Here is a 19,303-nt window from a genome sequence, read left to right as displayed (position 1 = left end):
GATAAATAACAATCACTCAATTCAAGAGCGCCATTGCTTTTTCTAAGATTGTATCAATTTTAGCTGTCTCATCCTTTGTGGTAATGTTTACTCGATAATCGGGTTTGATCCCATTCTCAATGTCTTCTTTTTTAGTGTTGGAAAACGCTACAGCCGAAAATCGATATAGCCAACCGTTGGGTAATTCTCCGCCAATAGGTCCAGCTCCTCCTCCTCCTGTAATATCGCCAACTAAAGTCACTTGACTTTGCTCTGCCATAGCCGAAGCAAACATATTGGCTGCACTAAACACTCGTCGGTTGGTTAGTACAATGATTTTTTTCCCATAAAACGAACCACTGGGTTCCACATACACAGGAGTATAGTCTTTAAAATCGTTGAGAGTTGCGCTATTTTTGCTTCGGGTATAACCTATTAGCTTTTTTTCCAAAATAAAGTGTTGCATAAGGCGCTTGATATTTTCTACCGAACCACCGTTGTTGTCTCTAATGTCAATAATTAAACCTTTGGTAATTACCATTTTATTAATAATACTGTTCCACTCATCTTCATCTAAAGTAGTCGAAAAACTGCCATAATAGATATAGCCTATATTTTCATTCAAAATAGTACTTCTTACTTTTTGCCCATAACCAAATTTGAGGTATTGGTTGGTTAAAATACTATCATTAAAATTATGGGCATAGCCTCTCAGCAAGCCTAAAGACGAATAATATGTGTAACTATATCGAGTATTGGGGATTTGCAAATTGACATGACCATCATGAAGCTCATTCATCATTTGACTCACAATGGTAAAAAAGGCATCCTGAGTTAGTTGATCATTTACTTTTGGTCTGTATTTGTCATAAATACTTTGCCAATTAATTCCTTTCAGTTCAAAGTAACAGTACTTATCTCTGACTGTTTTCCACAGCAAATCAAAGTTTTCGGTAGGGGTATTGGGTGGGTTAGGAGAAATAAAGAGCTTTTCACAACTCAAAAATGTGAATCCCAATAGTATTAATAGAATGAATTTTTTCATAGAAAATTAAAATGTAATTACTTTACCAACTGTCAAAGACGTATTTCCAAGTGATAATTCCGAAGGAGCTGTATAATGCCTAAAACTCCATTCAATGCCAACACGCCAAGAAGATTTTCGTTTAGGATGCTTGGCGTTAGCACATTCCTTTTCTCCAAAATACAAGGTAGCTCGATTAGTATAAAAGAAATATTTGTGGATACCCCCAACGTATATGTAGTCGCCCAAGTACTTCCATAACTCTTCCTTGAAGTACGCGTCGTGTGCGTATCCCGAACGCCCTAGTACACTGATTAAAGGCATCATAAAAAAGTTTCGAAATTGTACTTTTCTATGAAAGATACGCATTGATTTCCAATAACTTAAGGCTACTCCAGCTCTTAAGCCCGCATCTACCGATACCTCATTATTTCCGTATCCAAGGTTATAAATATCCGAAAATCTTGCAGCAATATTGAGCCCAGTAAACCCTCCTAAATACAAATGAGTATTAGGTGAATGAAGCATATCATACTGCTTGGCAAAGTAAATATTGAGTTCTCCTGTAGCGACTTTTAGGGTATTTGGGCGAGAAGGAACTCCTAAAGACATTGTGGATAACAATGTGGATAACTTTTGGTTTTTTTGATGTTGTTGTTGAAATTCTAGCCCAATAGCATACAAATCATACCTTAGTGGGCTAATAAAGTCATCTCTAAATGACGTTGAACCTATTTTTCCAGTAAAAGTCCGATAGGTTGTTGATAATGCACTATCAACTTTTGATTGTGCATAACTCATTGATGATACTGCTAATAAACAATAAAAGGTAAATGGTCTCATCCAATATTGTAAGTAATAAGAAAGAATTGTTAAATCGGGTGATTAGAGTATTTAGGAAAGCAATTAAGATAGGTTTGTTTTACAAATAAAAAAGGAATACTTCGGATTTGCTAATAATCTGACCTGATGATGTCAAACTTTGTATAGCAAATCAAAAATATTCCTTTTATAAAGATTATTAAACGCTTATGTCAAATTGGATATTATTAAGGTGGGATTAATTAGCATTCACCTGTTTCTATATCGCAGCTATTACTCTCCGCTTGAACTGTAATTCCTTCTTCTTGCATGATTTGTTGGAATACTTGTTCAAACACGTCACTTGGCTGAGCTCCTGATAGCGCATACTTTTTATTAAAAATGTAAAAAGGAACGCCTCCTACACCATGTTGTCTGAAATAGTGCATTTCTTCTTTTACACTATCGGTAGCTTCATCAGAGTTAAAAAGCGCTAACGTTTTATCTTCTGACCAACCTATTTGCCCTAGTATCTTGATTAACTCTTCCTTTTTACTCAAGTCGACACGGTCGATAAAATAAGCTTTCAGAAAAAGTTCTTTTAGCTCGGCTTGCTTGCCTTCCATAGCAGCAATTGTCAGGAAGCGATGCAAATGGAATGTATTGATCGCTTTTGGCAAAGCTTCAAACTCAAAATCTAGTCCTACGGATTTACCTGCATTTTCGACTTGTGTAAATTTTTGTAAATAGCCATCCCCAAAACGATTTTCTGCGTATGTATTGAAGTCAACCCCTTCGTTCGGAATAGAAGGATCTAACTGAAAAGGGTGATAGATAATTTGCACATTATCAGAAATTTGTGTATTTTCAATAGCCTGTTCAATTCTACGTTTTCCGATGTAACACCATGGGCAAGCTACATCTGATACTACATCTATACGGATTTTCGATTTTTCTTGATTCATTTTCTTGAATTTTATTTATTATCAAAACACCTATCGCTCTCATTAAATTCCTATTCCTGTTTTTTGCTAATAATTCTTTTTTGAAACAATCTAATAGTCAAATAGTTATAAAAATTGTTTAGTCTGTTTGTTATATTTCAAATGTGATTATGCACTCCGTAATCACTCTAAATTTTGAGAATTATGAGGAAAGTTTATTTCATCGCTATCACTGCTATGTTTATGTTGAGTGCGTGCAATCGCCACGACTTTCAAATTGGTACGGCTTGTCATCGAGAAATTGAGGATGAGGTTTTCAAACCAAACTATGAATCTTTTACCTGTATCGAAAAACAGCTCACCATTGTCGATACCACCTATCGGTTTGATGCTGTAATTGATGAGATTGATACTCAAATGCGACTCAGAGGGTATCAAGATACTAAAGAGCGTCCCAACTTGATTGTATTTTACGCACTTTTTCCAACAGAAGTCAATTTGTCAGTTCTTCAGCGCTCGTTTAGGGGTTTGGGAAAGGAAAATATGAGCGAAGAACTCAAGCGAATTAAACTTAGAAAAGGAACCTTATTGTTGCAATTTGTCGAAAATGATTCCAATCGCCCAATTTGGATGGGCTATGCTGCGGGTATTGCAGAAGAGAAAACCAATGATATAGATGAAAAATCACTTCGTTCGGCCACAAGACAAATTTTTGATAACTATAAGATTTTCGCAAAAAACTATTTGACCAATCAGCCTGTTACTGCAATGGTACTGGCACCTAGCAAATAATGGTCAAGCTTCAGCAAATGGATTTTAGTCTTCACTGGTGATTTATATATCGTTTTAAGTATAAGAATATTGGCGTCTTGGTTTTGGCAAAAAATCGTTTTTGCACAGACTATGACGCCTTTTTATATTGTCCACAATACGATAATAGATAGATTATAGTGTAATAGCTTTTAGGAATTCATACTTCTAAAAATTTAATATTAAATAATTGTTAAATTTTTGTAATATTATCATTAAGTCATGGTGGTAAAAAGGTGTTTTAAGCACTGAAGCCGATACCTCCTTTGGTATATGACAGTAATGAAATGTTGGACCATTAACCCAATAGCAAAATGAAACAATTATTCTATTTATTACTACTTGCGACAGTAATCATGTCATGTAGCAATCAGAAATTTGCTGTTCGTGCTAATAATGATCATTTGATGGTAAATAATCTCAATCAGACTTATCAGATTGTTATTGGGCAAAGTGAAGCAAAATTGTCAGAAGAAACCGAACGTGCTATTCAAGATGAAGTCGAAAATCAAATGGAGGCTCGAGGTTTTGTCCGTACAAGCAAATCTCCTGATATCGTAGTTGTATGCTCAGTTTTCGAAACCAAATTAAAAATTAAAGATAGTCGTAAGTTAGAGGAAGATAAATCGGAGTATACTACTCGTAGAATAACACTCAACGGCGGAACTTTAATGATTCAAATGATTGACGAAAACTTGAATAAATCCGTTTGGCTGGGTATGGCATCTGGTTTTATCAAACCTAATAAGTCAATCGAAGAGCGCCAATTAAAGGCTATTACTCGTAGTATTTTTGATGAATACAAATTGGTAGCGTATGGATATATGCCTAAGCAAGAAATGACAGCTACTCGTTAGTTTTTAAACTATAAAGTAAAACATGAGTCATTCCGAATCTTTAGGATTGGGATTATTCTCCAAGTTTTTATCAAAAAAGGGGTCGAAAAATATTTTTCGACCCCTTTTTTGATGCTACAATGCTAAATATGACTTGGCTTAAGACGCAGTCATTGCGTCTCTACTGATGGAATATAAATTTTAAATTAATCACTCATTCATTCAATCGCTAAATCACTAAATTCGGGACGACTCATGTTTGGCTAAACCGAAATATCTCTTTACCTCGTCAAGCCTTCAATCAAATGATGATGCTGAGGAAAAATTGCTTGCAAACTAGCACGCTCGGCTAGTTCGAATCCTTCAAAATCAAAACCTGGCGCTACCGTACAACCAACCAATGAATAAGCCGAATCTTTCTGTGGCTTTGATGCAAACCAATATCCTGCTGGAACTACCGCCTGAAATACTTGTCCTTCGTCGGGATTATTACCCAAATGAATCATGTCGAGTTGACCATCTGGACTAATCATAAATACATCAAGAGCACCACCTGCATAAAAATGCCACATCTCATCAGCTTCTATCCTATGGAAAGCAGAAAAATGATGATTTTCTAGTAAAAAATAAATACCTGTCGAGAAAACTCTTTTTCCTTTAAATCTTTCTGGTAAAGCTTCCTGAGGAATACTTTCTGTTGAACGATAAGTTTCGGCAAAATATCCGCCTTCAGGATGTTCTAGCATCTCAAACTTTTCGACCCAATACTGGGCATTTTTTATAATTTGATTCATTGACAATGATATTTTGAATAAAAGAAGGCATAATTTAATAAGAAAGCTTTTATTTGTATTCGGTTAGCAATCAAATGGTTGATTCCTAAAAATACTTTTATCAGAAATGATAAATTACTAACTCTCCAAAATAGCTTCTAGGCTAACATTTCTGGAAAATGAAAATTCCTTGCTACAAAAAAAATCATATTTTTTTAATTCTCATGCAACATTAGAATAGCCAAATGTTTCATTAGCATGAAATTCAGTTAATTGTTATTCGCAAATAAGCCTCTAAAGACTATCGAAGATTGACGATTAACCAACCAACTAAGTTTATTCACGAATAACAATTTAATACACTGGAACAAACGCTATACATAGACAGAAATGTTCATTTGGTTGAGGCTTGTCGCAGGGGCGAACGCAAGGCTCAGTATGAGATTTATCGTCTCTACTCAAAGTCTATGTTCAATGTGGCTGTCCGAATACTGAATCATGTCGGCGAGGCCGAAGATGTACTGCAAGAGGCATTTTTGGACGCATTTATCAAAATTCATGAGTTTCGTCAAACAAGTACCTTTGGCGCTTGGCTCAAACAAATTGTAATCAATCGGGCTCTCAATCAGCTCAGGCAGCGTAAAGTTGCTTTTCAGGACATCGATGGTGTGCCTGATGATTTTGAGGACGAGCAATTTGATGACGAGGAAATAGAATGGGAAGTAACTAAGGTGCAGCGCGCGATGCATCAACTTCCCGATGGCTTTAGAACAGTTCTAAGCTTGTATCTTTTTGAAGGATACGACCATGAAGAAATTGCGGAAATTTTGCAAGTAGCAGAATCCACTTCAAGAACTCAGTATATAAGAGCCAAAAAACGTTTATTAGAAATACTTAAAAAGGCATAATTGATTGTCGATTTTATTTTCAACAAAAGATATGTCATAGTCTTATGAATCAGTCAAAAAAAGCATCAAATCGTTTAGAAAGGTTTGTTAGAGACCATCGAGATGAATTTGAAAATCTTGAGCCATCATTGGATTTGTGGGAAAAATTAGAAGCTAAATTACCTAACGATACCACATTGGTTCAACCAGTAGAGAAAAATACCATTATTCCATTTTTTCCTAAGATTCAGCGTTATTGGCGCGTTGCTGCTAGTGTGGCTGTAATTATCGGAGCATTAGGGTTATGGTATGCCAATCAACCTTCGAGCAATTCGGACATAATCGTGAGCCAAGTTGGCGATCAGTACAAACAACAAATGGTACATTACGCTAGCTTAATAGAAACAAAGAGGGATGAAATCCGACAAATTGCCGATAATGAACCTGCTTTGTACCAAGAATTTTCATCAGAAATCGAACGTCTCAACAAAGACTATCAAAGCTTGAAGGCGGAACTGCCCCAAACGCCCAATCAAGAAGAGTTAGTAAAAGCTATGATTCAAAATTTACAATTACAATTAGATATTTTGAATCAACAATTATCAATCATTCAACGTGTAAAAGAAGCAAAACAAGGCCATGGAAAAAGTATGCAAACTATTTAAGGTAGTGGTTGTCATGTACGGGGTGTTGATTATATCCCCGAGTATGGCACAGCAAATGCGAGTTACGGCCTCTGCTAATGGCAATGTATATGCCAGCAATAAAAATAGTAGAACTATTACCGTAACTGTTAATTCTAATAACAATACAACAGTTAGTTGCCAGGAGGCAGCCTCTGTCGAAAAAGGAGAATCTGTAGCTTTGGTCGAAAAAAAGAAGTTGATTACCAAGGTATATTCCGTTGAACCGAAGGATTTGTTACAAATTAATAATCAGCATGGTTATGTAAATGTTGAGCTATGGAATCGTAATGAAATAAAAATAGAAATCAATATCGTAGGGCACGGCAGTACTGAAGAAAAAGCACAAGCGTACGTAGATGGAGTAGATATTGCAGAGGCTCGAGTAAGAAACAAAATTACCTTGCGTACAAATATCAGCTCTGAAAATGGTGGTGACTGGTGGGATAAGTTATCATTCAGAAGTAGTAGCAAAGACTCTGACAACGAGAAACAAGGCGTAGAAGTCAACTATCAGGTATATATGCCCAAGAATAATCCTCTTATGGTGTCGAATAGATACGGCAATACAAACGTTCCTGAGTTTTCAGCTCCTTTGTCAATTGTTACTTCTTATGGAAACTTTGTAAGTGACCGCCTTTCTGGCAATGAAAAAAGTATCAATGTTCAGTATGGTAAAGCTAATATTAAACAATTAGACGAAGCAGAATTGAAAATATCTTATTCAAAATTGAATATTGATAAAGCTAATATTATCAAACTCGCCAATATGTTTGGCTCTGTAACACTTGATCAAGTCAATACATTCGATGGAAATCTTCAGTATTCAAATGGAAAAATAGGTACCATAAAAGAAAACGGAAAAATTTTCATTAGTTACTCTGATGGATTAGAGCTTCGTGAATTACCAAATTCGTTGAAGTCCCTAGATTTGAAATGTAATTATACGACTGTAAAATTACCTGTGACTTCAGACTGTAATGCAGACTTTGATGTTACGGTGAATTATGCCAACTTCAAATATCCATCAGATAAGTGTACACTTACTGTGAATCCTGACGAAGAAAATGCCCAAAAACGAATGGGATTCATCCCTCAAAAGAATTATAAAGGTAAAATCGGTAAAGGTACAGGAACCAAAATCGTCATTCACTCAAATTATGGTGGCGTAAAGTTTTTGGAGAAATAGTAAACGCTCAAAATATATTTTACTAATATAAAAGCTGTATGCGACAGGAGACAAGATATAAGCTCGGAGGTATATCTTACTCGAAGCATACAGCTTTTTTATTTTCCTTGAGTCACATCAAAATAACACACTTCTACAGTCAAATGACTCAATAACTGTTGTGTTCTTTCGGGGCGCGCATCTGTCAAAAAAACCTGTTGAAAAGTACCATCTACCATCATGTTTATTAACTGCTGAATACGCCTGTCATCAAGTTTATCAAAAATATCATCGAGTAATAATATCGGCTGAAAACCCTTTTCAAGTGCTAAAATCTCAAACTGAGCTAATTTTAGCGCAATTACATAGGATTTTTGCTGTCCTTGCGAACCATATTTTTTGAGAGGAAAAGCACTTATCTCAAAGGTAAAATCATCTTTATGAATCCCAAAAGTTGTACGCTGTGCAGCTAAATCCCTAGGTCGATTTTTGGTAAAATCATGTCTAAAAGTATCTGCATTGACATCGGTTTCATAGACCAGTTTTACTTCTTCTCTACTTTCTGACAGATTTGCATAGTGTTTTTGGAAGATTGGGGTAAATTTTGACAAAAACTCCGTTCTTTTTTTCTGTAAAATTATCCCGTATTCAATAATTGGGTCAGAATAAATATCTAATAAATCAGCGTCAAAATAATTTTTTTCAGCAAATTGCTTTAAAAGAGCATTTCGTTGAAGTAATACCTTATTGTATTGAATTAAGGTTTCGAGATAATCACGGTCAATTTGTGAAATCACACCATCAAAAAACTTTCTACGCTCTTCGCTCCCATCTCTTACTATATCGGTATCATTGGGTGAAATCAATACCACAGGATAAAGCCCGATATGTTCTGAAATTTTCTCATAAGGCTTTTTATCATGTAGTACAGCCTTTTTTTGTCCTTTTTGAAAAGAACAGGTAATTTGAGCATCCCCTTTGGGTCCCTCTACAAAAGTACCATCAATCATCATAAAGTCAGCCTCATGTGTAACACACAGGGCATCTTGCGAGCTAATGGAGCTTTTGGTTAAAGCCAAAAAGTAAATGGCATCTAGCAGGTTGGTTTTGCCACTGCCATTTTCACCCACAATACAGTTTACACGATTAGTAAACTTAAAATCGCCAAAGTCATAGCTTTTAAAGTTTGTTAAACTGATGCGTTGTAAATACATATTTGGATGAGTAAGAAAGCTTAGGTAATTGACTTTATTAAATGAGCAAAATGCCAAAGGCATAGTGCTTGAGGCGAAATAATATCTAACAGATAGCCGATAATCTATATCCCAAAGCGATTAAGATAAGCTATTTAGTTCTGATGCCTGTCAGATAAATAGTTAAGAAACTTGTTTATAACTAATAATCAAGAGTCTATTGTGATATTTTTTTGGTCGGTTCTTGGTTTTGTACTAATTTCGCATTGCAAATTAACGCCTGTTTCGGGGGATTACAAAATCCTATGTGGCCCACAATGGGATAGCAGTTCCAGGTGAGCAAGAGCGAATAAGACGTTTATTTTATTCCCTCATTTACTTAATCGTAAGATTCAACGCAAGTTAATCACTCATTCACTCATTTTGAAAAATGGCAAAGAAAGCTGAAAACAAAGTAAAATACTCGAAAGAGACCTACATGGAATGGTACGAGTCAATGATGCTTCAACGTAAATTTGAAGAACGTACTGGTCAATTGTATGGTCAACAAAAGATTCGTGGTTTTTGCCACCTTTACATCGGACAAGAGGCTTGTTCTTCAGGAGCAGCGTCGGCACTTCGTAAAGGCGACAAATATATTACAGCTTACCGTGACCATGGTATTCCATTGGCTTTAGGTTCAGACCCTAACACTATCATGGCGGAAATGTTCGGAAAAGCTACTGGTATTTCGAAAGGTAAAGGTGGATCAATGCACATTTTCGATAAATCAGTGGGTTTTGTAGGTGGTCATGGTATCGTAGGTGCTCAAATTCCTCTTGGAGCGGGTTTGGCATTTGCTGAAAAATATAACAAAACTGGAAACGTTTGTATCTGTTACTTCGGTGACGGTGCGGTTCGTCAGGGTGCATTGCACGAGGCCTTCAACATGGCTATGACTTGGAAGTTGCCTGCAATCTTTGTTGTTGAAAACAACGGATACGCTATGGGTACTTCGGTTACTCGTACATCAAACGTTACAGATCTTTACACAATTGGTGAGGCGTATGACATGCCATCTGAGCCAGTTGACGCGATGAGCGTAGAGGCAGTTCATGAGGCAGTTTCTCGTGCAGCTGAGCGTGCTCGTGCAGGCGAAGGTCCAACATTCTTAGAATTCAAAACTTACCGTTATAGAGGTCACTCTATGTCTGACCCTCAGAAGTACCGTACTAAAGAGGAAGTAGAGGCATACAAAATGCGTGACCCAATCGAGCAAGTTAGACAAGCAATCTTGGAAAATGAATTTGCTACAGAAGAAGATTTAGCAGCTATCGATGCTAAAATCAAGGCAAGAGTTGAAGAGTCTGTTAAATTTGCAGAAGAGTCTCCTTGGCCAGATGCTTCTGAAGCATACAAAGATGTATATGTAGACGAATATCCATTCCCAGTGGAATAATCATCTTACATGATAAAAGCCCCAATAGTTTTACGTGAGTAAAGCTATTGGGGCTTTTTTTATTTTCTTCTCAATAAACCACTTTATGATTGAAAGATACCTTCATATAATTCAGGCTTAAAACCTACCGAAATAATCTCCTCTTTTTCCAAAACAGGACGCTTGATTACCGAAGTTTGTTCCATCATCAATTGAATAGCCGATGCCGTATCAGTTGCCTTTTGACTTTCGTCTAGTTTTTTCCAAGTTGTACCTGCTTTATTCACAAGGGCTTCCCAAGGATATTTTTCTAACCAAGCTTCCAATTTTTCTTGCGAGATTCCTTCTTTTTTGAAGTTATGAAATTCAAAAGGAATATCGTGTTCCTTGAGCCAAGTAAGGGCTTTTTTTACCGTATCACAATTCGGTATTCCGTAAACTTTGTACATGGGGTGTTTTTTTTATATGAAAATTTACTTCCAGATGATATAGTCCGTCAATAGAGTTTTTTAGGCAAGGACAAAAGAAAACTCTCCACTCCGCACTCGATTTATTTTCCTTCCAATAATTTCTTTAATCCAAACATTTCGTCTCTTAGGCGCGCTGCTGCGACAAAGTCAAGTTCTTTGGCAGCCTTATCCATTTCATTTTGCACTTTCTTGATTTGTGCTTCAATTTCTGGTTTAGACATATAAGCCAGTACTGGATCGGCAGCCATCTGTACATCCTGCGGTTCAACGTAGTAATTGGTCTTTGTTGTCTTACCCATTACATCGGCAATGGATGTTTGTTCAATAATAGCTTGTTTCGAGCGAAGGATTGTTTTCGGCGTTATACCATGCTCAATGTTGTACTCCATTTGGATAGCTCTACGTCGATTGGTCTCTTCGATAGCCTTTTGCATAGAACCTGTAATGCGGTCGGCATACATGAGTACTTTCCCTTGGTCATTTCTAGCCGCACGTCCAATGGTTTGGATTAATGAGCGAATATCCCGCAAGAAACCTTCTTTGTCGGCGTCCATGATGGCAACCAACGAAACCTCTGGCAAATCCAAACCTTCACGTAAAAGGTTTACCCCAACCAAAACATCAAATACGCCAAGTCGTAGTTCTCTTAAAATTTCTACACGCTCTAAGGTTTTTACCTCCGAGTGAATATAGCGACATTTGACTCCCACACGTTCCATATATTTCGACAGCTCTTCGGCCATACGCTTGGTAAGTGTCGTAATCAGTACCCTTTCTTCTCGTTTTATTCTTATATGTACTTCTTCCAATAAATCATCAATTTGGTTCAGACTTGGTCGCACTTCTATTTCAGGGTCGAGCAAGCCCGTAGGTCTAATGATTTGTTCTACGACAACTCCCTCCGAACGACGTAGCTCATAGTCGGCTGGTGTAGCACTTACGAAAATACTTTGTCCACTAATGTCTTCAAACTCTTGAAAGGTCAAAGGACGGTTGTCCATCGCACTTGGCAAACGGAAGCCATAGTCTACCAAAGATTCTTTTCTTGAGCGGTCGCCACCCCACATCGCTCTGATTTGAGGAATAGTTACGTGGCTTTCATCTACTACCAATAAAAAATCGTCTGGGAAAAAGTCTAATAAACAGAATGGTCTTTGTCCCGCTTGTCTTCTATCAAAATATCTTGAGTAATTTTCGATACCCGAACAGTAGCCCAATTCTCGCATCATTTCCATATCAAACTCCGTTCGCTGTTTGATGCGCTCGGCTTCTGATGTTCTACCTTCTGCTTCAAAATACTTAATCTGTCCAACAAGGTCATCCTGTATTTCATTGATGGCTCTCATCAATACATCTCTGCCTGTGACAAACAAATTGGCAGGGAAGATTGCCACCATTTTTTCTTCAGATAATTTTTTCCCAGAAATTGGGTCTATGCGTTGAATAGCTTCAATTTCGTCGCCGAAGAAAATAATACGATAGCCAAAATCAGCATAAGGGACATAGATATCCACAGTGTCTCCTTTTACTCGAAAATTACCTCTTTGAAATTCTGCTTCAGTTCTGGAATAAAGGATTTCTACAAGTCTAAATAAAAATTGATTTCGAGAAATAATTTCTCCTACCCCAATTCGTAAAATACTTTTTTGGTATTCTTCTGGATTTCCCATACCATATATACAAGATACCGAGGCAATTACGATAATGTCTCGTCGCCCCGACATTAAGGACGAAGTTGTAGAAAGTCGTAACTTATCAATTTCTTCGTTGATGGCAAGGTCTTTTTCTATATAGGTATTGGTGGTAGCGATATAGGCTTCGGGCTGATAGTAGTCGTAGTAAGAAATGAAATATTCAACTGCGTTATTTGGGAAAAACTGTTTAAACTCACCATAAAGTTGAGCCGCTAAAGTTTTGTTATGACTCAATATCAGCGTAGGTCTATTGATTTGAGCAATAGTATTGGCTACGGTAAACGTTTTACCAGACCCCGTCACCCCTAATAGCGTTTGTGCTTGCTCTCCATTTTGGATTCCTTCTACCAACTGTGCGATGGCTTTTGGCTGGTCGCCAGTAGGCTGATATTCTGAACAAAGTTGAAATTCCATTCCGCTTGATTTTTTGTTTATAAAATTAAGTGTAATCTAATAATGAGCCAATCGAATAGATAAGTTTATATTGATGATTAAAAAGAAGTTATTAGTTAATAGAATATCAGTTACTGGGGTGTGCTCATAATCAGAGGAATATGATACAAGTGTGCCACGGATAAATTTTCCTATTACTTAAATAATCCTTTCTTATAAAATCTAGGGCATACTCTAAATAGGTAAAATCCCATCTAGTAATAACGACAAAGAAAACACTTTGGTTTCAGACTTGTAAACCCAAATATTTAATACCCCTATCTCTCAAACCCTAACAGAGTATTAATAGGTGTTTTGTACTTTTCTGAATAAAACCAATTTCCTCATTCTATGAAAAGAAAATTTTTAAAAACTTGTTTGACAGCACTTTGTGGTGGACTACTAGGTTTATTCACAACCAATGCCCAACAATACCAAGCCAATTGGGCGTCCATAGACACTCGTCCTATTCCCAACTGGTTTGAAGATGCCAAATTCGGAATCTTTATCCATTGGGGACTCTTCTCTGTACCTGCTTGGGGACCAACTGCCAAAAATAATGTAGGTATCTATGACCGATATTCAGAATGGTATTGGCAAACCTTGACTAATGCCAAAAGACCGGGGTATCCTTCTACCCTAGCCTTTCATGAAAAAGCATTTGGAAAAGATTTTAAGTATCAAGATTTTGCCAAAGGGTTTACTTGTGAAATGTACGACCCTAGCGACTGGGCAAATATTTTTGAGAATGCTGGAGCCAAATATGTCGTGCTGACTTCAAAGCATCATGAAGGATATACGCTTTGGCCTAGTGCACAGGCTTGGAATTGGAATGCTGTTGATTTAAACCCTCATCGTGATATTGCTGGTGATCTGACAAAGGCTGTGAAAGGCAAAGGCTTGCGCATGGGTTTTTATTATTCTTTGTATGAATGGTTTAATCCTTTGTATAAAAAAGACGTAGATACTTATGTGACTTCGCACATGATTCCGCAAATGAAAGATTTGGTGATGCGATATACGCCAGATATTCTGTGGACTGATGGCGAATGGGATCATCCTTCCGAAAAGTGGAAAAGTACGGAGTTTTTGGCATGGCTTTATAACGACTCTCCTTCAAAAGCAGAGGTGGTAGTAAATGACCGTTGGGGAAAAGAAACTCGTAGCAAACACGGAGGAATTTATACTACCGAATATGACTTGGTACACGATGCTAATTCAAGCAGTATGGAAATAGCCCATCCTTGGGAAGAGTGTAGAGGTATTGGCTCTTCTTTTGGCTATAATAGAAATGAAAATTTAGAAGATTATTCCTCGTCAAAGCAGTTAATAGATATTCTTATTGACAAAGTAGCTCGTGGAGGAAACTTGTTACTAAATGTTGGTCCAACAGCCGATGGACGAATTCCAGTAATTATGCAACAACGTTTGGCAGATATGGGAAAATGGTTGAAAATTAACGGAGATGCTATTTATGGTACTCGTAAATGGGAAAAATCACCGAAGGTTACTCCAGAAACTAAGGTTTTCTTTACTAAGAAAAATAAAGATTTATATGTACTATTGACTCAATGGAAAAATACGCCTGTTACTATTGAAGGCATTTCGGGTGGGACAGTAAGTATGTTAGGATACAACGGAGCTATCAAAGTTCAGAAAAAAGGAAATGCTTTGACAATAACGCCTCCTACGCTTACGCCTGATGTCAATCCAAGTGAATATGCTTGGGTCTTTAAGATTTCTGGTGCGTTGTAAAAAATAAAAACCCGAAGGCTACAAGCTAACGGGTTTCTGGTTTCACTCTCAAAATTAAATTTTGAATCTTTGACTTGAACGTTGTTCGTTCAATTACAGCCTTTTCGCCTCTTCCCAATACACATCCATCTCGGCTAGGGTCATATCTTGTAAGGTTTTACCTTGTTCTTTTGCTCTTGATTCAATATGCTGGAATCGTTTGATGAACTTTTTATTAGTTCTTTCTAAAGCTGATTCAACATTGATATTGACAAATCTTGCGTAATTGACTAGAGAAAACAATAAATCTCCAAATTCAGCTTCGGCCTTTTCGGTATCGATGGCTGATTTTTCAACTACATTAAACTCAGCTTTGAATTCCTGCATTTCTTCTTCGACTTTCTCCCAAACCTGCTCTTTTTCCTCCCAATCGAAGCCAGCTCCACGAGCCTTTTCTTGAATACGCATAGCCTTTACTAAGGCTGGAAGCGATTTTGGTACACCAGCCAATACAGACTTGTTACCTTCTTTCATCTTGAGTGCTTCCCAATTTTGCTTGACTTGCTCCTCGGTTTCAGCTTTTACATCACCATAAATATGTGGATGACGGAAAATCAGTTTTTCACAAAGACCATTCAATACGTCAGCAATATCAAAAGTGTTGGTTTCGGAAGCAATTTTTGAATAAAACACCATGTGAAGCATAATATCGCCGATTTCTTTTTTGATTTCAGGCAAATCTCCTTCTATAATGGCATCCGAAAGTTCGTAGGTTTCTTCAATCGTCAAGTGACGCAATGAATCGATGGTTTGTTTTTTGTCCCAAGGACATTGCTCTCTTAACTCATCCATAATTGTTAAGAGGCGGTTAAACGCCATCAACTGTTCCTTTCTTCTTTCGGGTAAAGCTTCAAATTCCATCCTTTCCTGTTCCCAATACGTTTGTTGTGCTTACAAAGTTAGTGAAAGTTATTTATAAAATCCCCAATGTATAATAGGACTTTTTGGGTTTTGTGGGAATAAAACTCAAAAAAATATACATTTTCTCGTTGGTTAGATACAAAAAATAGGGCATCGCTAAGCCATGCCCTATTTTTTGTATCTAAATTGCTGTATTAGAACCCTTTCCATTTAATAGCACAACCAACAGCTTTAGTATTATTTACCATTACTGGGCGCCCACTCAATAGATTGTTGACGGCATCTTCTACAAACTTTTTGTTTACAGCACTTGCGTCTTGCGTATTGTCGTCTATCGCCCCAATATATTGTACCGTAAATCGATCTCCTTCTTTTTTGAGTACGAAGCACGAAGGTGTTCTGGTTGCACCAAAAGCCTTGGCTACTTCTTGGGTTTCATCTTGTAAATACGGAAACGTAAAACCTTTGCTCGGTGCTGTCAGACGCATATTAGCAAATGAATCTTCTTCGTAAGCATTTGGGTCGTTTGGATTAATAGCAATGACTGGATATCCTTTTGAAGCGAACTTGCTATGCAAATCCACAATTCTTGAATCGTATGCCTTCGAAAATGGACAGTGATTACAAGTAAATACCACGATATATCCTTTTACATTGCGATTGTCGCTCAAGGATAACATGCGACCATCAATATTTTTTAGTTGAAAATCGCTAACAGTTTGCCCAATGTTATAACCAGATTGGGCATTAATAGTGCCTATAGTAGCCAACAGAGTAATGATAATGAATAAAGAGTTGGCGAAAAAGGCTTTTTTGATGATATGATGAATGACTGATTTCATTTTAGATAGTGTATTAAAGAGCGCACAAAATAGTACAAAATGCCAGACAAATAAATAATTACTACAAGATAATTACCAGAATTGAAAAAACTGACTGGTTGTGAATGGATATGAGAAGTGCTACATGTGTGAAAAAGAGTAGGTAAATTGTGCTTTAATTACAATGCAAATACGTAATAATAAAAGACTTAGTTCATTTTTGATTGAGGATTTTATTATTAAACGTAAGACTTTTTAAAAAGGTACTATTCTTGAAAAAATATTTACTAAACGGTCTATTTTTGAATGAATGCGTAAGTAAAATAACCTACAAAAGCCAAGTACTTATGCCTGAGAGTCTAAAGTTTTGATTGTTAGTTGATTATATTTCTAAAAAAGTCGTTACAAGATTTCGAAAATTCAAAATCTCTTGTTAAATTTGCATCCCTTTTAGGGGCAAATGGCATTTGTCAAACCCTCTAATTAGCTTCATTAAATCCATTTGCTTGAATTATAGCTAGTTAGTTTAAAAATACAATACAATGTACGCAATCGTAGAAATCGCTGGTCAGCAATTTAAAGTTGAGAAAGACCGTTACCTTTACACGCATCGTTTGGCGGGTGAGGAAGGCGCTGCACTAGTTTTCGACAAGGTTCTTCTTGTTGACAATGATGGAGATATTAAAGTAGGTGCTCCAATCGTTGAAGGTGCAACTGTATCAGGTAAAATTTTGGCTCACGTTCGTGGCGAAAAAGTTATCGTTTTCAAAAAGAAACGTCGTAAAGGCTATCAAAAACAAAACGGTCACCGTCAAGACTTGACTAAAGTTTTAATCGAAGGTATTACATTCTAATTTAGTCTTAAGTTATTAGTTGAAAGACTTCTGGTTTAGGTCGTATTATTCATAACTTAACGTAAAAACATTACAAAAAAATGGCACACAAGAAAGGTGCGGGTAGTTCGAAGAACGGCCGTGAGTCACATAGCAAACGCTTAGGCGTTAAAATCTACGGTGGTCAACCTGCTATTGCTGGTAATATCATCATCCGTCAGAGAGGTACTGCTCACAATCCTGGCAAAAACGTAGGTATCGGTAAAGACCATACTTTGTTTGCTTTGGTTAGTGGTACTGTACAATTCAAAAAAGGTTTTAAAGGTCGTTCTTTCGTAGAAGTTATTCCTGCTGAAGCTTAGTAACGATTTTACCCATAAAAAAGGATGCTTGTTTAACAAGCATCCTTTTTGCTTTATAAGCCATATATTGCATCAGATTCGATAAATGTTGTTTTCTTTTGAAAGCTTTCTTTAGAAGCCTTTATCAACATTCTTACTATTTTGTCTACATGAACTCCTCGGTATTTCTTTAATGGACCAATCATGAGAGGACTTAAAATCGTATCTAAAACTACTCCCAATTTCTCACCCAAACGAAATTCTTCACGATTTCCTAAAATCAATGACGGTCGAACACAAACGAGCTTGGCAAATCCTAATGCACTAAGTTTTTGTTCTAACTCACCTTTGGTTCTCAAATAAAAACCAGAAGAATTGGCATCCGCTCCTATCGACGATACAAGTATATAACTTTCGATTCCATTCGATTTGGCTATTTGACCGACTCTGTAAGGATACTCGCAATCAATCAAATACTGAGCTTCTTTGCTTCCCGCTTTCTTGAGAGTTGTCCCCATCGCACAGAATAACACATCTCCTTTTACTTTGCTAGTATCTGGATGCTCAAAATCAAAAATGACTTGTTCTAGTTTAGGATTTGTAATAGAGAGAGGCTTGCGAACTAATAGGGTTACTTTTGAGAAGTAATCATCTTGAAGAAGCTGTTGAGTAAGTGTGCTACCGACTAAGCCAGTAGCACCAATGATAATAGCATGTTTCATTATCCTAGAATATTCCATTTGATGCCCCACTTGGCTAAGCGGTACAATATAGAAACGCGAAGTACGCCAAGTCCATATTTAGAGCTTCTCATAAAATTGATGGAAGAAGCCTCTTCAAAATATTTGGTTGGACAGGTTACTTCTGCAATCTCAAATCCATGCCAAAAGATTTGAGCAATCATTTCGTTATCAAATACAAAGTCGTCGTCGCAACGTTCAAATGGTACTTTTTGAAGAACCTCTCTTGAGAACGCACGGTAGCCTGTATGGTATTCAGAAAGCTTTTGACCTAACAAAACGTTTTGGAAAAACGTTAGAAATCTGTTAGCAATGTATTTGTACATAGGCATGCCTCCTTTGAGTGCACCCATGCCCAAGATACGTGAACCAAATACGACTGGATATAACTCATTACCGATGATAGAAATCATCGCAGTAAGCAACATCGGCGTATATTGATAGTCTGGGTGTAACATAATAACAATGTCACCGCCCAACTCCAATGCTTTGTTGTAACAAGTTTTTTGATTACCACCGTAACCTTTGTTTTTGTCATGGCGAATTACATGTTTGATTCCCAGTGATTTAGCTACATCTACGGTATTGTCAGGGCTGTGGTCATCTACTAAAATTACCTCATCGACAAGGTCGAAGGGTATTTCACGATATGTTCGTTCAAGTGTCAACGAAGCCTTATAGGCTGGCATTACAACGATAACTTTTTTGTTGTTATACATTTTTAATCAATTTTCTATGAATCAATAATTGAGTCAAATTTAAAGTAAAAATAGTCGCAAAAATACCTGAAAATCAATACAGT

Annotated in this window: 20 protein-coding genes; 9 read left to right on the top strand and 11 right to left on the bottom strand. The window is 36.9% G+C overall.

All coding sequences use genetic code 11. The features are described 5' to 3' along the window. Nucleotides 1–16: 16 nt before the first annotated feature. From GVN22_RS10440 to GVN22_RS10430, 3 genes are all read right to left on the bottom strand, one after another. Nucleotides 17–1,024 (bottom strand): S41 family peptidase, encoded by a 1,008-nt coding sequence (locus GVN22_RS10440; RefSeq protein ID WP_166550966.1) that lies wholly within the window; start codon nt 1,022–1,024, stop codon nt 17–19. A gap of 6 nt (nt 1,025–1,030) precedes the next feature. Further along, complete coding sequence (locus GVN22_RS10435) at nt 1,031–1,804, bottom strand: hypothetical protein (protein ID WP_166550965.1); 774 nt, start codon at nt 1,802–1,804, stop codon at nt 1,031–1,033. 263 nt (nt 1,805–2,067) lie between these two features. Then, complete coding sequence (locus tag GVN22_RS10430) at nt 2,068–2,769, bottom strand: DsbA family protein (protein WP_166550964.1); 702 nt, start codon at nt 2,767–2,769, stop codon at nt 2,068–2,070. A gap of 183 nt (nt 2,770–2,952) precedes the next feature. On the opposite strand from GVN22_RS10430, the gene GVN22_RS10425 reads away from it, so the two are divergent. Beyond that, the gene (locus GVN22_RS10425; protein ID WP_166551002.1) at nt 2,953–3,540 is read left to right on the top strand and encodes a DUF4136 domain-containing protein; all 588 of its coding nucleotides are present in this window, start codon (nt 2,953–2,955) and stop codon (nt 3,538–3,540) included. A gap of 332 nt (nt 3,541–3,872) precedes the next feature. Beyond that, nucleotides 3,873–4,415 carry a DUF4136 domain-containing protein gene (locus GVN22_RS10420; protein WP_166550963.1) on the top strand — a complete coding sequence of 181 codons (543 nt, stop codon included), beginning with the start codon at nt 3,873–3,875 and terminating at the stop codon, nt 4,413–4,415. A 260-nt stretch (nt 4,416–4,675) separates the two neighbouring features. Here the strand turns inward: GVN22_RS10420 and GVN22_RS10415 are convergent, their stop codons facing one another. Next, nucleotides 4,676–5,188 (bottom strand): cupin domain-containing protein, encoded by a 513-nt coding sequence (locus tag GVN22_RS10415; RefSeq protein WP_166550962.1) that lies wholly within the window; start codon nt 5,186–5,188, stop codon nt 4,676–4,678. 377 nt (nt 5,189–5,565) lie between these two features. Here GVN22_RS10415 and GVN22_RS10410 point away from each other — a divergent pair, with 377 nt between their 5' ends. The 3 genes from GVN22_RS10410 to GVN22_RS10400 are packed head-to-tail and all read left to right on the top strand — an operon-like array spanning nt 5,566 to nt 7,926. Continuing rightward, nucleotides 5,566–6,075: an RNA polymerase sigma factor gene (locus tag GVN22_RS10410; protein WP_205690850.1), complete on the top strand. Its 510-nt coding sequence runs from the start codon at nt 5,566–5,568 to the stop codon at nt 6,073–6,075. 44 nt (nt 6,076–6,119) lie between these two features. Then, nucleotides 6,120–6,719 (top strand): hypothetical protein, encoded by a 600-nt coding sequence (locus tag GVN22_RS10405; RefSeq protein ID WP_166550961.1) that lies wholly within the window; start codon nt 6,120–6,122, stop codon nt 6,717–6,719. Continuing rightward, nucleotides 6,694–7,926 carry a hypothetical protein gene (locus GVN22_RS10400; RefSeq protein ID WP_166550960.1) on the top strand — a complete coding sequence of 411 codons (1,233 nt, stop codon included), beginning with the start codon at nt 6,694–6,696 and terminating at the stop codon, nt 7,924–7,926. The genes GVN22_RS10405 and GVN22_RS10400 overlap by 26 nt, the downstream gene beginning before the upstream one ends. 98 nt (nt 7,927–8,024) lie before the next feature. On the opposite strand, the gene GVN22_RS10395 is transcribed toward GVN22_RS10400, so the two are convergent. After that, nucleotides 8,025–9,119: a DNA replication/repair protein RecF gene (locus GVN22_RS10395; RefSeq protein ID WP_166550959.1), complete on the bottom strand. Its 1,095-nt coding sequence runs from the start codon at nt 9,117–9,119 to the stop codon at nt 8,025–8,027. A 409-nt stretch (nt 9,120–9,528) separates the two neighbouring features. Here GVN22_RS10395 and pdhA point away from each other — a divergent pair, with 409 nt between their 5' ends. After that, a complete protein-coding gene (gene pdhA, locus GVN22_RS10390) occupies nt 9,529–10,536 on the top strand; it encodes a pyruvate dehydrogenase (acetyl-transferring) E1 component subunit alpha (RefSeq protein ID WP_166550958.1) in 1,008 nt (335 codons plus the stop codon). Nucleotides 10,537–10,619: 83 nt separating this feature from the next. On the opposite strand, the gene GVN22_RS10385 is transcribed toward pdhA, so the two are convergent. Then, nucleotides 10,620–10,964 (bottom strand): arsenate reductase, encoded by a 345-nt coding sequence (locus GVN22_RS10385; protein ID WP_166550957.1) that lies wholly within the window; start codon nt 10,962–10,964, stop codon nt 10,620–10,622. 101 nt (nt 10,965–11,065) lie between these two features. After that, a complete protein-coding gene (gene uvrB / locus GVN22_RS10380; RefSeq protein ID WP_166550956.1) occupies nt 11,066–13,093 on the bottom strand; it encodes an excinuclease ABC subunit UvrB in 2,028 nt (675 codons plus the stop codon). Between the two features lie 369 nt (nt 13,094–13,462). On the opposite strand from uvrB, the gene GVN22_RS10375 reads away from it, so the two are divergent. After that, the gene (locus tag GVN22_RS10375) at nt 13,463–14,866 is read left to right on the top strand and encodes an alpha-L-fucosidase (protein WP_166550955.1); all 1,404 of its coding nucleotides are present in this window, start codon (nt 13,463–13,465) and stop codon (nt 14,864–14,866) included. A 93-nt stretch (nt 14,867–14,959) separates the two neighbouring features. Here GVN22_RS10375 and mazG read toward each other — a convergent pair whose 3' ends face one another. Further along, entirely contained in the window at nt 14,960–15,766 is an 807-nt protein-coding gene (gene mazG, locus GVN22_RS10370; RefSeq protein ID WP_166550954.1) for a nucleoside triphosphate pyrophosphohydrolase, read from the bottom strand. 194 nt (nt 15,767–15,960) lie between these two features. Beyond that, nucleotides 15,961–16,608: a thioredoxin family protein gene (locus GVN22_RS10365; RefSeq protein ID WP_166550953.1), complete on the bottom strand. Its 648-nt coding sequence runs from the start codon at nt 16,606–16,608 to the stop codon at nt 15,961–15,963. Between the two features lie 521 nt (nt 16,609–17,129). On the opposite strand from GVN22_RS10365, the gene rplU reads away from it, so the two are divergent. Both rplU and rpmA read left to right on the top strand, forming a co-directional pair. Next, on the top strand, nt 17,130–17,441 hold the full coding sequence (rplU, locus tag GVN22_RS10360) for a 50S ribosomal protein L21 (protein WP_095160938.1): 312 nt from the start codon (nt 17,130–17,132) through the stop codon (nt 17,439–17,441). Between the two features lie 80 nt (nt 17,442–17,521). Then, nucleotides 17,522–17,782 (top strand): 50S ribosomal protein L27, encoded by a 261-nt coding sequence (gene rpmA, locus GVN22_RS10355; RefSeq protein ID WP_095160939.1) that lies wholly within the window; start codon nt 17,522–17,524, stop codon nt 17,780–17,782. Nucleotides 17,783–17,835: 53 nt separating this feature from the next. Here the strand turns inward: rpmA and GVN22_RS10350 are convergent, their stop codons facing one another. Both GVN22_RS10350 and GVN22_RS10345 read right to left on the bottom strand, forming a co-directional pair. Further along, entirely contained in the window at nt 17,836–18,483 is a 648-nt protein-coding gene (locus GVN22_RS10350; RefSeq protein WP_166550952.1) for an NAD(P)H-binding protein, read from the bottom strand. After that, nucleotides 18,483–19,220, bottom strand: a complete 738-nt coding sequence (locus GVN22_RS10345; protein ID WP_166550951.1) for a glycosyltransferase family 2 protein — start codon at nt 19,218–19,220, stop codon at nt 18,483–18,485. The genes GVN22_RS10350 and GVN22_RS10345 overlap by 1 nt, the downstream gene beginning before the upstream one ends. Nucleotides 19,221–19,303: the final 83 nt, after the last annotated feature.

It is taken from the genome of Cellulophaga sp. BC115SP (genome assembly GCF_009905545.1).
GTDB lineage: Bacteria > Bacteroidota > Bacteroidia > Cytophagales > Spirosomataceae > Flectobacillus > Flectobacillus rivi.
The sequence above is the reverse complement of the archived record's forward strand: the minus strand, read 5'-3'. Positions and strand labels throughout refer to the sequence as shown.

What these genes read in the sequence shown, in the direction of transcription:
- GVN22_RS10415 (WP_166550962.1), bottom strand. Translation starts at nt 5,188, where the DNA reads ATGAATCAAATTATAAAAAATGCCCAGTATTGGGTCGAAAAGTTTGAG.
- GVN22_RS10400 (WP_166550960.1), top strand. Translation starts at nt 6,694, where the DNA reads ATGGAAAAAGTATGCAAACTATTTAAGGTAGTGGTTGTCATGTACGGG.
- rplU (WP_095160938.1), top strand. Translation starts at nt 17,130, where the DNA reads ATGTACGCAATCGTAGAAATCGCTGGTCAGCAATTTAAAGTTGAGAAA.
- GVN22_RS10395 (WP_166550959.1), bottom strand. Translation starts at nt 9,119, where the DNA reads ATGTATTTACAACGCATCAGTTTAACAAACTTTAAAAGCTATGACTTT.
- GVN22_RS10350 (WP_166550952.1), bottom strand. Translation starts at nt 18,483, where the DNA reads ATGAAACATGCTATTATCATTGGTGCTACTGGCTTAGTCGGTAGCACA.
- GVN22_RS10405 (WP_166550961.1), top strand. Translation starts at nt 6,120, where the DNA reads ATGAATCAGTCAAAAAAAGCATCAAATCGTTTAGAAAGGTTTGTTAGA.
- rpmA (WP_095160939.1), top strand. Translation starts at nt 17,522, where the DNA reads ATGGCACACAAGAAAGGTGCGGGTAGTTCGAAGAACGGCCGTGAGTCA.
- GVN22_RS10435 (WP_166550965.1), bottom strand. Translation starts at nt 1,804, where the DNA reads ATGAGTTATGCACAATCAAAAGTTGATAGTGCATTATCAACAACCTAT.
- GVN22_RS10440 (WP_166550966.1), bottom strand. Translation starts at nt 1,024, where the DNA reads ATGAAAAAATTCATTCTATTAATACTATTGGGATTCACATTTTTGAGT.
- GVN22_RS10375 (WP_166550955.1), top strand. Translation starts at nt 13,463, where the DNA reads ATGAAAAGAAAATTTTTAAAAACTTGTTTGACAGCACTTTGTGGTGGA.
- GVN22_RS10420 (WP_166550963.1), top strand. Translation starts at nt 3,873, where the DNA reads ATGAAACAATTATTCTATTTATTACTACTTGCGACAGTAATCATGTCA.
- GVN22_RS10385 (WP_166550957.1), bottom strand. Translation starts at nt 10,964, where the DNA reads ATGTACAAAGTTTACGGAATACCGAATTGTGATACGGTAAAAAAAGCC.
- GVN22_RS10345 (WP_166550951.1), bottom strand. Translation starts at nt 19,220, where the DNA reads ATGTATAACAACAAAAAAGTTATCGTTGTAATGCCAGCCTATAAGGCT.
- GVN22_RS10425 (WP_166551002.1), top strand. Translation starts at nt 2,953, where the DNA reads ATGAGGAAAGTTTATTTCATCGCTATCACTGCTATGTTTATGTTGAGT.
- pdhA (WP_166550958.1), top strand. Translation starts at nt 9,529, where the DNA reads ATGGCAAAGAAAGCTGAAAACAAAGTAAAATACTCGAAAGAGACCTAC.
- uvrB (WP_166550956.1), bottom strand. Translation starts at nt 13,093, where the DNA reads ATGGAATTTCAACTTTGTTCAGAATATCAGCCTACTGGCGACCAGCCA.
- GVN22_RS10365 (WP_166550953.1), bottom strand. Translation starts at nt 16,608, where the DNA reads ATGAAATCAGTCATTCATCATATCATCAAAAAAGCCTTTTTCGCCAAC.
- mazG (WP_166550954.1), bottom strand. Translation starts at nt 15,766, where the DNA reads ATGGAATTTGAAGCTTTACCCGAAAGAAGAAAGGAACAGTTGATGGCG.
- GVN22_RS10430 (WP_166550964.1), bottom strand. Translation starts at nt 2,769, where the DNA reads ATGAATCAAGAAAAATCGAAAATCCGTATAGATGTAGTATCAGATGTA.